The 14,329-nt window shown below is 57.7% G+C and carries 17 protein-coding genes and 1 tRNA gene; 3 read left to right on the forward strand and 15 right to left on the reverse strand.

Features of this window, described 5'->3' with window-relative positions; all coding sequences use genetic code 11:
- Window positions 1–148: 148 nt before the first annotated feature.
- From gcvT to PspR84_RS22360, 3 genes are all read left to right on the forward strand, one after another.
- A complete protein-coding gene (gene gcvT / locus PspR84_RS22350; RefSeq protein ID WP_160059171.1) occupies window positions 149–1,273 on the forward strand; it encodes a glycine cleavage system aminomethyltransferase GcvT in 1,125 nt (374 codons plus the stop codon).
- A 403-nt stretch (window positions 1,274–1,676) separates the two neighbouring features.
- Window positions 1,677–1,889, forward strand: coding sequence for a cold-shock protein (locus tag PspR84_RS22355; RefSeq protein ID WP_003227496.1), 213 nt, complete (start codon window positions 1,677–1,679; stop codon window positions 1,887–1,889).
- 97 nt (window positions 1,890–1,986) lie between these two features.
- Window positions 1,987–2,475 (forward strand): RDD family protein, encoded by a 489-nt coding sequence (locus PspR84_RS22360; RefSeq protein WP_160059172.1) that lies wholly within the window; start codon window positions 1,987–1,989, stop codon window positions 2,473–2,475.
- Window positions 2,476–2,558: 83 nt separating this feature from the next.
- On the opposite strand, the gene nadA is transcribed toward PspR84_RS22360, so the two are convergent.
- The 15 genes from nadA to PspR84_RS22435 all read right to left on the reverse strand — a co-directional run bounded on the left by nadA (window position 2,559) and on the right by PspR84_RS22435 (window position 14,277).
- On the reverse strand, window positions 2,559–3,617 hold the full coding sequence (gene nadA / locus PspR84_RS22365) for a quinolinate synthase NadA (protein WP_016773509.1): 1,059 nt from the start codon (window positions 3,615–3,617) through the stop codon (window positions 2,559–2,561).
- 271 nt (window positions 3,618–3,888) lie between these two features.
- Window positions 3,889–3,964: transfer RNA gene (locus PspR84_RS22370), tRNA-Lys, on the reverse strand.
- 62 nt (window positions 3,965–4,026) lie between these two features.
- Window positions 4,027–4,719 carry a 7-cyano-7-deazaguanine synthase QueC gene (gene queC, locus PspR84_RS22375; RefSeq protein ID WP_160059173.1) on the reverse strand — a complete coding sequence of 231 codons (693 nt, stop codon included), beginning with the start codon at window positions 4,717–4,719 and terminating at the stop codon, window positions 4,027–4,029.
- 1 nt (window position 4,720) lies between these two features.
- Window positions 4,721–5,368, reverse strand: a complete 648-nt coding sequence (queE, locus tag PspR84_RS22380; protein WP_007912722.1) for a 7-carboxy-7-deazaguanine synthase QueE — start codon at window positions 5,366–5,368, stop codon at window positions 4,721–4,723.
- Between the two features lie 166 nt (window positions 5,369–5,534).
- Window positions 5,535–6,368 carry a tol-pal system protein YbgF gene (gene ybgF, locus PspR84_RS22385; protein ID WP_077574278.1) on the reverse strand — a complete coding sequence of 278 codons (834 nt, stop codon included), beginning with the start codon at window positions 6,366–6,368 and terminating at the stop codon, window positions 5,535–5,537.
- A gap of 6 nt (window positions 6,369–6,374) precedes the next feature.
- Entirely contained in the window at window positions 6,375–6,872 is a 498-nt protein-coding gene (gene pal / locus PspR84_RS22390) for a peptidoglycan-associated lipoprotein Pal (RefSeq protein ID WP_003178634.1), read from the reverse strand.
- Between the two features lie 52 nt (window positions 6,873–6,924).
- Entirely contained in the window at window positions 6,925–8,205 is a 1,281-nt protein-coding gene (tolB, locus tag PspR84_RS22395) for a Tol-Pal system beta propeller repeat protein TolB (protein WP_174244523.1), read from the reverse strand.
- A 17-nt stretch (window positions 8,206–8,222) separates the two neighbouring features.
- On the reverse strand, window positions 8,223–9,305 hold the full coding sequence (tolA, locus tag PspR84_RS22400) for a cell envelope integrity protein TolA (RefSeq protein ID WP_016983827.1): 1,083 nt from the start codon (window positions 9,303–9,305) through the stop codon (window positions 8,223–8,225).
- Window positions 9,305–9,757: a protein TolR gene (gene tolR, locus PspR84_RS22405; RefSeq protein WP_161806672.1), complete on the reverse strand. Its 453-nt coding sequence runs from the start codon at window positions 9,755–9,757 to the stop codon at window positions 9,305–9,307. The genes tolA and tolR overlap by 1 nt, the downstream gene beginning before the upstream one ends.
- A 23-nt stretch (window positions 9,758–9,780) precedes the next feature.
- The gene (gene tolQ, locus PspR84_RS22410; RefSeq protein ID WP_008080223.1) at window positions 9,781–10,476 is read right to left on the reverse strand and encodes a protein TolQ; all 696 of its coding nucleotides are present in this window, start codon (window positions 10,474–10,476) and stop codon (window positions 9,781–9,783) included.
- On the reverse strand, window positions 10,466–10,933 hold the full coding sequence (gene ybgC, locus PspR84_RS22415; RefSeq protein WP_095048214.1) for a tol-pal system-associated acyl-CoA thioesterase: 468 nt from the start codon (window positions 10,931–10,933) through the stop codon (window positions 10,466–10,468). The genes tolQ and ybgC overlap by 11 nt, the downstream gene beginning before the upstream one ends.
- A 127-nt stretch (window positions 10,934–11,060) precedes the next feature.
- A complete protein-coding gene (gene ruvB, locus PspR84_RS22420; RefSeq protein ID WP_007912736.1) occupies window positions 11,061–12,122 on the reverse strand; it encodes a Holliday junction branch migration DNA helicase RuvB in 1,062 nt (353 codons plus the stop codon).
- On the reverse strand, window positions 12,123–12,731 hold the full coding sequence (gene ruvA / locus PspR84_RS22425; RefSeq protein ID WP_129395230.1) for a Holliday junction branch migration protein RuvA: 609 nt from the start codon (window positions 12,729–12,731) through the stop codon (window positions 12,123–12,125). It lies immediately after the preceding gene.
- Window positions 12,732–12,846: 115 nt separating this feature from the next.
- On the reverse strand, window positions 12,847–13,374 hold the full coding sequence (ruvC, locus tag PspR84_RS22430) for a crossover junction endodeoxyribonuclease RuvC (protein ID WP_007951206.1): 528 nt from the start codon (window positions 13,372–13,374) through the stop codon (window positions 12,847–12,849).
- Window positions 13,375–13,530: 156 nt separating this feature from the next.
- Window positions 13,531–14,277, reverse strand: coding sequence for a YebC/PmpR family DNA-binding transcriptional regulator (locus PspR84_RS22435; protein ID WP_160059174.1), 747 nt, complete (start codon window positions 14,275–14,277; stop codon window positions 13,531–13,533).
- Window positions 14,278–14,329 lie beyond the last annotated feature (52 nt).

Consider the following 14,329-nt stretch of genomic DNA (forward strand, 5'->3'; position numbering starts at 1 on the left):
CCCTCAGGGAGACGATCGTACTTAGCCCCCTCTCCCCCCGGGAGAGAAACGTAACTAGCTCCCTCTCCCTCCGGGAGAGGGCTGGGGTGAGGGGCCTTTGATCTTGATCTAGCCCCGACCCTCGAACCACATTTTCAAGGAGCCACGCATGTCCACCGAACAACTGTCGAAAACCCCGCTGCACGCTCTGCACCTCGAACTCGGCGCCCGCATGGTGCCGTTCGCCGGCTACGACATGCCGGTGCAGTACCCGCTTGGCGTGATGAAAGAACACCAACACACCCGTGAGCAGGCCGGGCTGTTCGATGTCTCGCACATGGGCCAGATTCGCCTGACCGGCGCCAACGCCGCCAAAGCCCTGGAAACCCTGGTGCCGGTGGACATCATCGACCTGCCGGTGGGTATGCAGCGTTACGCGATGTTCACCAACGAGACCGGTGGCATTCTCGACGACCTGATGGTCGCCAATCTCGGCAACGACGAACTGTTCCTGGTGGTTAACGCCGCGTGCAAGGATCAGGATCTTGCACATTTGCAAAAACACATCGGGGATCAGTGCACCATTACGGAGCTGTTCGAAGAGCGTGCACTGCTGGCATTGCAAGGTCCGGCGGCGGTCACCGTGCTGGCGCGACTGGCACCTTCGGTTGAAAAAATGACTTTTATGCAGTTCACCCGTGTGAGTCTGCTGGGTGTCGACTGCTTCGTCAGCCGTTCGGGCTACACCGGTGAAGACGGTTTCGAAATCTCCGTTCCGGCCGCCGACGCGGAAAAACTCGCCCGCGCCCTGCTCGCTGAACCGGAAGTCCAGGCCATCGGCCTCGGTGCCCGCGATTCGCTGCGCCTGGAAGCCGGCCTGTGCCTGTATGGCCACGACATGAACACCGAGACCACGCCGATCGAAGCCAGCCTGTTATGGGCGATCTCCAAGCCACGCCGCGCTGATGGCGCGCGGGCAGGCGGTTTCCCGGGCGCGGAGAACGTTTTCGCCCAGCAACAGAATGGCGTAGCGCGCAAACGCGTCGGCCTGCTGCCACAAGAACGTACACCCGTGCGTGAAGGCGCAGAAATCGTCAACGAAGCCGGCGAGATCATCGGCAGCGTGTGCAGCGGCGGTTTCGGTCCGACACTGGGCGGGCCGTTGGCAATGGGTTACCTCGACAGTGCTTATGTCACGCTCGATACAGCGGTCTGGGCAATCGTACGTGGGAAAAAGGTGCAAATGCTTGTAAGCAAAATGCCATTTGTTCCACAACGCTACTATCGCGGTTGATTGACTGTTTCTATAAGTAACGCGATTGCGTAATGCATGCACTAATGTGTAACGCAATCGCCACAAAAAAGTGCATTTTCTAACATCCGATTCGAATATGAACTTTGCTTATAACGTTCGAAAACAATTGAACAAACGAATCGTCTAAGCCGCACTAGTGGAATGACTAACTGCCAGCAAGCACAGCAAATCCGGGGCCTTCACGGGGCTTGTTTTTTCTCCCGTAGTTGGCGTAGAGTTTCTCCACTGTGTTTGCATGGGTCAGCTTGGAATCGTGACCTGGGCAGTAGCCTATAAGTTAGCTACATCCCGTTCGACGTCTTCTTACTCTCCTGCAACCAGCCCCAGTACTCTTTCATGTGAAGGAGACTGTCATTAATTTTTGCGTCAAAGGAAATAAGAAATGTCCACACGTCAGAGCGGTACCGTCAAGTGGTTTAACGACGAGAAAGGTTTTGGTTTTATCACTCCAGAAAGCGGTCCGGATCTGTTCGTGCATTTCCGCGCCATTCAGGGCAACGGCTTCAAAAGCCTGAAAGAAGGCCAGAAAGTGACCTTCGTTGCTGTGCAGGGCCAGAAAGGCATGCAGGCTGACGAAGTACAAGCAGAAGCCTGATTTTCTGTTACGAAAAAGCCCCTGTTATTGATATCAGGGGCTTTTTTGTGCGCGCGAATCCGTAAAATGGCGCTTCATTTTGCGTCCAGAGGCTGCCATGTCGAAAAACCTGCTCACGCCCCAAGGGAACTTTCCTCCCGTTGGCCTTGGTCGTCGTCTGGCAGCGATGTTCTATGACTTCCTGTTGTGCACTGCCCTGTTGATCGTGACCGGTGGCATCTACAAGATGATCCAGGCGGCAATCATCGGCGAAGAGCGACTGCGGATCATGACCGACGCCGGCAAGCTCGATGGCGATCCTCTGTATTCGACAGTGCTGCTGCTGGTGCTGTTTGGATTTTTCGCCAAGTTCTGGACCCATGGCGGGCAGACATTGGGCATGCAGGTGTGGGGGATCCGCGTGCAGAACGCCAACGGCACGGCAATCAGCCTGTGGCAGGCGCTGCTGCGCTTCATGGTGTCGATTGCGTCGTGGTTGTGCGTGGGGCTGGGGTTCTTCTGGTCGCTGTATGACAAGCAGAAGCGCACGTGGCATGACATCTATTCCGATACTCGCGTGGTGCGAGTCCCGAAGAAACAAAAGTAAGCGCCCATAAAAAAAGATCGTAGCCTGCGGCAGCTCCTACACCGAACTATTTAGGAGCTGCCGGAGGCTGCGATCTTTTGCTTTCAGGCGTTACCGGCCAGCTTCATCCGCGCTGCCTGGGTAAAGTCGAGCATGCGCTTCAACGGCCGAATCGCCTGCGGAATCAACGCCGGATCAACAAAGATCTCATTCGTGCCTTCCTTCAAGCTCTTGAGCGTGCGCTCAAGGGTGTTCATGGCCATCCACGGGCAATGCGCGCAACTGCGGCAGGCTGCGCCGTTACCGGCAGTTGGCGCCTCGATAAAGACCTTGTCCGGGCACAACTGCTGCATCTTGTAGAAGATGCCACGGTCGGTCGCGACGATCAGCGTCTTGTTCGGCAGGCTCTGCGCGGCAGCGATCAACTGACTCGTAGAACCGACGGCGTCCGCCAACTCGATCACCGACGTTGGCGATTCCGGGTGCACGAGGATCGCAGCATCCGGGTACAACGCTTTCATGTCTTCGAGCTGCTTGGACTTGAACTCCTCGTGAACGATGCAGGCACCGTCCCACAGCAGCATGTCGGCGCCGGTCTTGCGCTGAATATAGGTGCCGAGGTGCTTGTCCGGCCCCCAGATGATGGTCTCGCCGTTGTCCATCAGACTTTCGACGATTTCCAGCGCGCAACTCGACGTCACTACCCAGTCAGCCCGGGCTTTGACCGCCGCAGAAGTGTTGGCATAGACCACCACCGTGCGCTCCGGGTGCTGATCACAGAACGCCGAGAACTCGTCGACCGGGCAACCCAGATCCAGCGAGCAAGTCGCCTCCAGGGTTGGCATCAGCACGCGTTTTTCCGGGTTGAGAATCTTCGCGGTCTCGCCCATGAACTTCACGCCGGCGACCACCACGGTCTTCGCCGGGTGAGCGTTACCGAAGCGAGCCATTTCCAGGGAGTCAGAGACACAGCCACCGGTTTCTTCGGCCAAAGCCTGAATCACCGGGTCGCAATAAAAGTGGGCCACCAGCACCGCGTCCTGAGCCTTGAGCTCGGCGGCGATGGCAGAACGGTAATAAGCCTCTTCCTCGGCCGTCAGCGGTTTGGGCTGTTTGGCATCGAGATGGGCTTGAACCAGAAGGCGTTCGGAAATCTGCGTCATGTTCGCAAGACCTGCAGGCGCGTTCGCGCGAAAGTCGAGTATACACCCGGCTCCGGACCGCTTGAGGGTACCGCCGGGAGAGTGAGTATTATCAGGCACGGACAGCATTGAAGCTGCGCAAGGCTACAGAATATCCCGTTGATACAAAAGATGATTCTGACCTGCGTCAGCGCTGCGGGTATTGAAATAACGCGGAGCGAAATTGCAGGCAAAAAAAAACCCGGAAATCCTCACTTTCGTGGGCCTTCCGGATTTTCTAAACCGCCAAATATGGTGGGTCGTGTGGGATTCGAACCTACGACCAATTGGTTAAAAGCCAACTGCTCTACCAACTGAGCTAACGACCCGCTGTGTGGTGGCGCGTATAATACTGATTTTTAAGGACTATTCAACACCTTTTTGAAAATAATCAAAAATAAGGTGTTGGGTCACTCACACCAGCCGCTGCAAAGCCCTCTGCGCGCAGGCGGCAGCTGTCGCATTTACCGCACGCGCGGCCGTCATCGTCGGCCTGATAGCAGGACACGGTGAGGCCATAGTCAACGCCGAGCTTAACGCCCGCCTCGACAATCTGTGCCTTGCTCAGGTTCTGCAACGGCGCCTGGATGCGGAAGCCATTGCCTTCAACACCGGCCTTGGTCGCCAGATTGGCCATGCGCTCGAACGACTCAATGAACTCGGGACGGCAATCCGGGTAACCGGAATAGTCCACCGCGTTGACACCAATGAAGATCTCGCGGGCACCGAGTACTTCCGCCCAACCCAATGCCAGCGACAGGAACACCGTGTTACGCGCCGGCACGTACGTCACTGGAATGCCTTCACCCAGCTCTTCGGGGATGTCGATGCTGCTGTCGGTCAGGGCTGAGCCGCCCATGCCATTGAGGTTCAGGCCAATCACCTTGTGCTCGACCACACCCAAGTCGCGGGCGACGCGTGCGGCGGCGTGCAATTCGGCATGGGAACGCTGGCCGTAATCGAAGCTCATGGTGTAGCAGCTGTAGCCTTGCGCGCGAGCCATGGCTACAACAGTCGCCGAATCCAGGCCACCGGACAGCAGGATGACCGCACGTTTTTCAGTGGTGTTCAGTTGTTCGGTCATATCAGCGCCCCGGCTCGTCATTCCATAGATATTTATGCAACTGCAATTGCAACCGCACCGGCAGGTTGTCCGCCACCACCCAGTCCGCCAGATCCCTAGCATTGAGGTCATGGTGGCTTGGGGAAAACAGCACTTCACCGGCACGCCGATCGAGACCGTACTGAATCAGTTTGGAGACGGCCCAGTCATAGTCGTCCCGCGAGCAGATGACAAACTTCACCTGATCGTTGGGCGTCAGCAGTTCGATGTTCTCGTAACGGTTGCGATGGGCTTCTTTCGAATCCGGCGTCTTCAGGTCGACAACGCGACTGACGCGCGGATCGACCGCCGAGACGTCGAGGGCGCCGCTGGTTTCCAGCGAAACCTCATAACCGGCATCACACAACTGTTTGAGCAAAGGAATGGCGTTCGGCTGTGCCAGCGGCTCACCGCCGGTGACGCAAACGTAGCGCGGGCGAAATCCGGCCACCTGCTCAAGGATGTCGTCGAGGGTGCGCACGGTACCGCCACTGAAGGCATAGGCGCTGTCGCAGTATTGGCAACGCAAAGGGCAACCGGTCAGGCGCACAAAAACAGTGGGCAGCCCGGCAGTCCGCGTTTCCCCCTGCAAAGAGTAGAAAACTTCGGTGATTCTCAATGTGTCTTGCATAGTCGCCACGGGCGTAACAGCTAAACAGGCTGTCCGCCTCCGTCAGGCACTTCAGGCAATCCCGCCAACGCGTAGACCGCAAGAAGCGTGTTTCAGAAAAAGGGCGTGAATTCTAACGAAAAAACCCGCGACAAGCGCGGGTTTCTTCCAAACGGGTCAAGCCTGCTTACATGCGTTGCAGATCGCGCTGGGCCAACTGCGCAGCCGAGGTACCCGGATATTGGGCGACCACCTGCTGCAGAATGCCTTTGACCTTGTCGGTATGACCGAGGCGACGCTCTACATCAGCCAGCTTGTACAGCGAATCCGGCACTTTGGCGTGCTTGGGATAGAGCTGCGAAACCTTGGCGAAAGCCTGACCTGCACCTTGCAGATCGCCTTTGGCCAGATTCACTTCACCCAACCAGTACTGGGCGTTGCCCGCGTATTGGCTGTTCGGGTATTTGCGCAGGAAAGCGGCAAAAGCCTGGCTGGCCTTGTCGAAATCCTTGGCTTTGATCAGGTCGAAAGCGGCATCGTAATACAGCTTTTCCTTGGCCGGATCACCCGGTTCACTGCTTGCAGCAGGTGCCTGGGCAGCAGCCCCGGCGCCAGCGGCAGCACCGGCAGCAGCACTTGCATCGCCACCGGCAGAAGAATTCTCAGGAGTCGCGGCAGGTGCAGCACCGGATCCTATGCGCCGATCAAGATCCTGGTATCGCTCCAGGGATTCCTGCTTCATGCGCGCAACCTGATTCTGCAGTTCTTCAATCACACCTTGCTGGCGCGATATCTGATCCTGCATCTGTTGCAATTGGTTGAACAGCATGCCTTGTGCCGAGGTAGGGGCCGAAGCCGCTCCCCCGGCATAGGCGCCGTTCGTACCGTAACCTGCAGGCGGATAACTGCTCCCGCTATTGTTATAACCGGAGTTGTCATCGACCACAGGAACCGCAGCCCACGCCGCAAGCGGCGCGAGGCTGAGAGCCAGAACAGTTACAGCACGACGGCACGTTCGCATATCGAATTACTTACGCAGTTCGACGCGACGGTTTTGAGCCCAGGACTGCTCGTCGTTGCCGGTAGCAACTGGACGCTCTTCGCCGTAGGAAACCAGTTCCAGCTGAGCTGGGGAAACACCTTGCAGTACCAGGTAGCGTTGAACGGCTTTCGCACGACGCTCGCCCAGTGCCATGTTGTACTCACGAGTACCACGTTCGTCGGTGTTGCCTTCCAGAACAACGCGAGCGCCGTTTGCTTTCAGGTCTTTGGCGTGAACGTCCAGAGCGCGCATGGCTTCTGGCTTCAGGTCCGAGCTGTCGTATTCGAAGTAGAAGGTGGTGATTGCGCGCAGAGCAGCTTCTTCGCTCAGGGAACCGTCAACGGCACCAGTGTTTGCGCCGTAACCAGCGTTTGGATCAACAGCGCCTTCACCGGCGTTGTCGCCGCCTTTGGACGAGCAACCTACAGCTACAGCCATGGCCAGAGCCAGCGCAGCAAATTTACCAAACTTCAGCATTTCCATCGTGAAACTCCTAATGAACCCCAGTGTGTTAAGTAAAACGTGTAGCGCCCGCTCACTTCAGGTAAGGGGACCAGGACGGTTCTCTGACTTCGCCTTGAGCGGTAGGAAGCGGGAGCCTAACGCGTCCATTAATGGACACGAGCATCAAGACTCCCCGGCCCTGTTGGCGGGTGGCGTAGATTACCATGGTGCCGTTGGGCGCAACAGTAGGTGACTCGTCCAGAGTGCTATCAGTGAGGATCTTTACACTACCTCGCTGCAGATCCTGAGCTGCCACCTTGAAATTGGTGAAGCCATCCTGACGATGAATCATCACCAAAGTCTTTTCATCTGCCGACAGTTTCGGGTTGGCGTTGTAGTTGCCAATGAACGTAACACGCTCGGCACCACCGCCACCGACGCTGGTTTTATAGATCTGCGGCTTGCCGCCACGGTCGGAGGTGAAGTAGATAGTCGAGCCATCCTTGCCCCAGAACGGTTCGGTATTGATGCCCTGGCCATTCGTTACGCGACTGATCTGGCGCGAAGCCAGATTCATCACGTAGATATCCGGGTTACCGTCCTTCGACAGCACGAACGCCAGGCGATCACCGTTCGGCGACCAGGCTGGCGCGCCGTTCAGACCTTCGAAGTTGGTGATCTGCTCACGGCGACCGGTGTCGATGTTCTGCATGAAGATGCGCGGACGCTTCTGCTCGAACGACACGTAGGCGATGCGTTTGCCATCCGGTGCGAAGCGCGGCGACAGGATCGGCTCGCGCGATTGCAGCAGAGTCACGGCACGGGCACCGTCATAGTCAGAACGTTGCAGGGTGTAACGGGTGTTCTTCTCGGAGAAGCGCTCAGCCGTCACGTACAGCAGGCGAGTCGAAAACGCACCTTCAATACCGGTCAGCTTCTGGAACGACTGATCAGAGATGAAGTGCGCCATGTCGCGCAGTTGCTCGGTGGTGCCGGAAACACTGCCGTCAGCCACTTTCTGTTCGGTGGCCACGTTGAACAGTGCCCACTGCACCTGCAGGCGACCGCCGGCTGGAGCAATGCTGCCGACCATCATGTATTGAGCACCTACCGCCTTCCAGTCACGGAAGATGATTTCGCTCGGCTGGCTTGGCTGGCTGATCATGTTTTGCTTTGGAATCGGCGAGTAGTAGCCCGAGTTGCGCAAATCGTTACCAATGATTTCAGCCATATCATCAGGCAGCACGGCACCGCCTTGCATACCGAACGGTACAACGGCGATCGGGGTTGCCCGATCGCTGCCGCTGGTGACCAGAATGTTCTTTTCATCCGCCATCGCGATCCCTGCCATGCAGCAGATCACGACCAGCATTCCTCGAAGAAGGTTTCTCACAAGGCTAGATCCTCAGGTGTGAATGTCATCTTGAATGAACGATACGGAGCGAAATCGCTCGGCTTCATTCCCTGCATTTCTGTCAAACGTCCAATATTTTTGACCGCTGCCACTGCCGAAGCATCGAACGGACCATCGCCACTGGACTTGGCCACGCTGACCGAAGTCACCGTACCGTCCGGCAACATGCCGATCTGCAACACCACCGTCATGCCTTTGCGTGCCGAAGGTGGACGAGCCCAGCCTTCCGCAGCTCGCGCACGAATCAGGTCATCGAAACTGCCCGCGACTTCGTCGCCCTGCTCATCGGCCAAGGCCTGCTGGCGCTGCGGCGTGTCGGAAAGCAAATCGGCCAAGGCCTGAGCCTTTTTGTCTTCGGTCGATTTACGTGCCGCATCCTGCGCTTTCTTCTTCGCAGCATCGGCAGCAGCTTTCTTCTTCGCTTCGTCGGCGATTTTCTTCTTCGCCTCTTCAGCTTCAGCTTTCTTCTTGGCGTCTTCGGCGGCTTTCTTCTTCGCGTCTTCGACAATCTTCTTCTTGGCTTCTTCAGCAGCGGCTTTCTTGGCCTCTTCTTCAGCAGCCTTTTTCGCTTCTTCTTCAGATTTCTTCTTGGCTATATCAGCCAATTGTTTCTCTTCAGCCTTCTTGGCTTCGGCGGTCTTCTTGGCTTCGTCGGCTTTTTTGGCTTCGTCAGCCTTTTTCGCCTCGTCTGCTTTCTTCGACTCGTCGGCCTTCTTGGCTTCCTCGGCTTTTTGAGCCGCTTCTTCTTTCTTTTGTTCCGCAGCGGCCTTGATCTCTTCCTGCTCGACCTTCTTCTGCTCCATCTGCTCGACTTCGGTCTGGCGCGCGGCGGATTTCTTCGCCTCACCCGCAATCTTCTGATTGGTCTGGGTGGTTGCCTGACTTTTCGATTTCAGTTGGTACAGGGTCGCCTGGACGATCGGTTTGGCCGGCGGCAGTTCCGGTGTAAAGGCAAAACTGACGAACAGCATGCCGAACACCAGCACGTGCAGGACAATCGCCAGAACACTAGGCCAGAAGTAGCTTTCCGAGGCGGACGGCTCTCGCTGTTGCTGCATCAGGGGGCCTCGGTAATCAAACCAACATTACCGACCCCGGCTTTCTGCAACCCGCCCATGGCGCCCATGACGGAACCATAATCGACGGTCTTGTCACCGCGGATGAAGACTTGGGTACGCTTGCCGCCTTCAGTGCCGGCACGAATGATCTTGGTCACCGCGTCGGTCATTTGCGGCAGGGTCATGGCCCTGTCCTGTTGCTTCTCGGTATCGACTTCGCTGCCAAGGTTCCAGTAGTAGGTCTTGTCAGCCTTGATCGAAATGGTCAGGACCTGAGTGTTGTTGTCCTGCGGCAAGGCTTCGCTGGAAACCTTGGGCAGATCAACTTTCACGCCCTGATTGAGCATCGGCGCGGTCACCATGAAGATGACCAGCAGTACCAACATCACGTCGATGTAAGGCACCACGTTCATCTCGGCAACCGGCTTGCGCTTTTTGCGAGCTCGAGCGATTAAAGCCATTGGAAATTACCTGCTTATTCTTCGCTAGTGTGCACTTTGCGGTGCAGGATCGCCTGGAATTCATCGGCGAAGGTGTAGTAGCGGCCCAACAAGGTTTCGCTGCGAGCGGCGAAACGGTTGTAAGCGATAACCGCAGGGATCGCCGCGAACAGACCGATCGCAGTAGCGATCAGAGCTTCGGCGATACCCGGGGCCACAGTGGCCAGGGTTGCTTGCTGGGCGCTGGCCAGACCGCGGAAGGAGTTCATGATGCCCCACACGGTACCGAACAGACCGATGTACGGGCTGACCGAACCGACGGTGGCGAGGAACGGCAGGCTCTGCTCCAGTTTCTCTTCTTCACGGGAGATGGCGACGCGCATGGCACGGGCCACGCCTTCCATCACTGCTTCAGGATCGACACCTGGCTGCTGACGCAGACGGGAGAATTCCTTGAAACCGGCGCGGAAGATCTGCTCCACACCCGAATCAGGGTCAGGGTTGCTGCCCGCCTGACGGTACAGCTTGGACAGGTCGATACCCGACCAGAAGCGCTCTTCGAAGCTCTCCAGGGCACGTCGACCGGCGCGCAGCAGATTGCTGCGCTGAAAGATCATGATCCATGAGGTCACCGATGCGGCCACCAGGGTCAACATTACCAACTGCACCACGATGCTGGCATTGCTGACCAGGCTCCACATGGAGGAATGGTCGACGACGTTAGCTTCCACGCTTTATCTCCTGCTTTGAGTGTGTACCCGGGCCGACCGCGTCGGCAAAGGCCGCACGCAAGTCTTCGGGAAGGGCCCGGGGTTTCAAACTGTTAGTGCGCACACAGGCCACCAAAAACTGCCCCTCACAGAGCAGCACATTATCCGTTGCCCGCCTGACCTGCTGTTTGAAGCGCAGGCTGACCCGGTTCAATTCGATTACATCAGCGCTTACCAGCAGTTCGTCATCCAGTCGCGCCGGCGCGTGGTAGCGCGCTTCGCTGGAGTGCACGACAAACAACAGGTCCTCCCCTGCCAGCTGCGATTGGGCAAAGCCCAGCTCGCGAAGCCGCTCGGTTCGAGCCCGTTCCATAAACTTGAGGTAATTAACGTAATACACGATGCCGCCCGCATCGGTGTCCTCGTAATAAACGCGACAACGATGTGCGAACGACTCAAGCCCGTTTTGCGCGCGCATACTCTAGTGCTTACTCCTCAGGTTGCCAATCCGGCCAGGCAACTGTTTTTCATGGTTTCACGGCTTTACCGCAAAAGTACCGTCCTATGACCGTACAAACCCTGAATAAATCGACAAAAAATGTGTATCAATCGTCCACGGCATCGAGAAACTCGTCTGCCACGGGCATTTCACCCATTCGTGACGGAATGTTTAAACCAAAGTGCAGGTACGCATGCCGCGTCACCACCCTGCCCCGTGGCGTGCGCATGATGTAACCCTGCTGGATCAGATACGGCTCCAGCACATCTTCAATCGTGTGGCGCTCTTCGCTGATCGCAGCGGCGAGACTGTCGATGCCGACCGGGCCACCATCGAACTTCTCGATCATGGTCAGCAGCAGACGCCGATCCTGATGATCGAAACCATGTTCGTCGACATCCAGCAGGTTCAACGCCAGGTCTGCCACCGCTTTGGTGATATGACCTTTAGCACGGACTTCGGCGAAATCGCGCACCCGGCGCAGCAAACGGTTGGCAATTCGCGGCGTACCACGGGCCCGACGCGCGATTTCGAACGAGCCTTCCGGATCCAGCGGCAGACCGAGGATGGCTGCGGAACGGCTGACAATCGTCGCCAGATCAGCCGTGCTGTAGAACTCCAGACGCTGGACGATACCGAAGCGGTCACGCAACGGGTTGGTCAGCATGCCGGCGCGAGTGGTTGCGCCAACCAGGGTAAACGGCGGCAGATCGAGTTTGATCGAACGCGCTGCAGGCCCTTCGCCAATCATGATGTCGAGCTGGAAATCTTCCATCGCCGGGTACAGCACTTCTTCAACGATCGGCGACAGACGATGGATTTCGTCGATAAACAGTACGTCGTGCGGCTCAAGATTGGTCAGCAACGCCGCCAGATCGCCCGGACGCTCCAGTACCGGACCGGAAGTGCTCTTGATCGACACGCCCATTTCCTGGGCGATGATATTGGCCAGCGTGGTCTTGCCCAGACCCGGCGGGCCGAAGATCAGCGTGTGATCGAGGGATTCGCTACGGCCACGGGCGGCCTGGATGAACAGCTCCATCTGCTCGCGCACGGTCGGCTGGCCAATATAGTCGGCCAGACTGACCGGACGAATCGCGCGGTCCTGGACTTCTTCGCGCTCGCGCGGGCTGTGCGCGGCGGTGATCAGACGATCAGCTTCAATCACTTAAATCATTCCCTTCAGGGCACGGCGGATCAGGTCTTCGCTGCTCAAATTCTTGTCCTTGATGGCGGTAATCGCCTTGCTCGCTTCCTGCGGCTTGTACCCCAGGGAAATCAGCGCGCTGACCGCATCGTTTTCGGCGGTATTGACCGGCGCCGGGCCGTCCGGTTGATTCGGTACCAGCGCGAACATGGCCGGCGACGTTTCCCAGGCCTTGAAGCGGTCTTTCAGTTCGACCAGGAGACGTTCTGCGGTTTTCTTGCCGACGCCCGGCACCTTGGTCAGCGCCGAGGTGTCCTGCGACTGCACACAGCGAACCAGCTCGTCGACTTCCAGACTCGACATCAACGCCAGGGCTAATTTCGGCCCGACACCATTGAGACGGATCAACTCGCGAAAAAAGTCTCGCTCACGCTTACCGGAAAAACCATAGAGCAGTTGCGCGTCTTCGCGTACGACCAAATGCGTGTGCAGGGTCAGCGGTTCACCGACCGACGGCAGGCGATAAAGGGTAGTCATGGGCACTTCCAGCTCATACCCGAGGCCGTTTACATCCAGAATCAGGTGCGGCGGCTGTTTCTCAGCCAGGGTGCCGCGCAAGCGTCCAATCACGTTTCAGATCCTTGAGCGTTGGCCAGCCGTGGGCTGGCGACTGTCGAAAGGCGGATTTCGGGCCGACGACCCAGGCGCAAGAAATCCGCTTTCAGGAAAATTGATGCTGATGCTATCAGAGACGCAGGCGCCCGCCACGACTGCGTGCCGTTCCCAGGCCGTGCGGCAGCAGACTGGAACGGGTGTGCGCATGGCAAATGGCAATGGCCAGAGCGTCCGAGGCGTCGATTTGCGGTTTGCTGGTGAGCTTGAGCATGTGCATGACCATCATCTGCACCTGTTCTTTATTGGCGGCGCCAGTGCCGACTACAGCCTGCTTGACCTGAGTGGCCGTGTACTCGGCGATCTCCAGGCTCTCTTCAGCGCCAGCCACGATTGCAGCGCCGCGAGCCTGACCGAGTTTCAGCGCCGAATCGGCGTTTTTCGCCATGAAGACTTTTTCGATACCCATGGTGACCGGGCCGTACGTCTGGATGATTTCGCGCACGCCGCGATAGACGATTTGCAGGCGCTCGTGCAGTTCGCCAGCGCCGGTGCGGATACAGCCCGAGGCCACATAGATACAGCCACCACGCCCGGTATCTCGAACAATGCCGTAACCGGTAATGCGCGAACCGGGGTCGATACCAAGAATTAAAGTCATAACGCCTGCAGAAATTGATGCGAAAGCTGAGGGTACATGTAGGAGCTGCCGAAGGCTGCGATCTTTTGATCTTTCAAAAACAGAAAGATCGCAGCCTTCGGCAGCTCCTACAGGTGAAGTGTAGAGCCAGCAAAAACTGCGACCTTTCTATTTGCATCAACCGAGCTGAGCGGCCACGTCTTCCGGAATGTCCGCGTTGGAGTAGACGTTCTGCACATCATCCAGATCCTCAAGCATGTCAATCAGCTTGAGCACCTTTTCCGCGCCTTCCAGATCCAGTTCGGCGCTAGTGGTCGGCTGCATGACGATTTCCGCGTCATCGCCCTTGAATCCAGCGGCTTCCAGCGCGTTACGCACGGCATAGAAACTGGTGAACGAGGTGAACACATCGATCGAGCCGTCTTCGTGGCTGACCACGTCATCGGCATCGGCTTCCAGCGCCGCTTCGGTCAGTGCGTCTTCATCGACGCCCGGCGCGAAGCTGATATGGCCTTTGCGTTCGAACAGATACGCAACCGAACCGTCGGTACCGAGGTTGCCACCGCACTTGCTGAACGCATGACGAACGGCTGCCGCAGTACGGTTGCGGTTGTCGGTCATGCACTCGACCATCACCGCCACGCCGCCGGGGCCATAACCTTCGTAAGTCAGCTCTTCAACGTTGTCCGCTTCGGTGGCACCGGCGCCGCGCGCGACGGCACGGTCAATGATGTCGCGGCTCATGTTGGCGCTCAGCGCCTTGTCCAGCGCCAGACGCAGACGCGGGTTGGAGCCGGGATCACCGCCGCCCTGACGGGCCGCAACGGTCAGTTCGCGGATCCACTTGGTAAAAATCTTGCCTCTCTTGGCATCCTGACGTTCTTTGCGGTGCTTGATGTTCGCCCACTTGGAATGACCTGCCATAACTCGCTCCGAATTCTCTTTGAAACGTTGCCCGCCCTGCTCATGCAGCGGC

It is taken from the genome of Pseudomonas sp. R84, assembly GCF_009834515.1.
In the GTDB taxonomy this organism is placed as follows: domain Bacteria; phylum Pseudomonadota; class Gammaproteobacteria; order Pseudomonadales; family Pseudomonadaceae; genus Aquipseudomonas.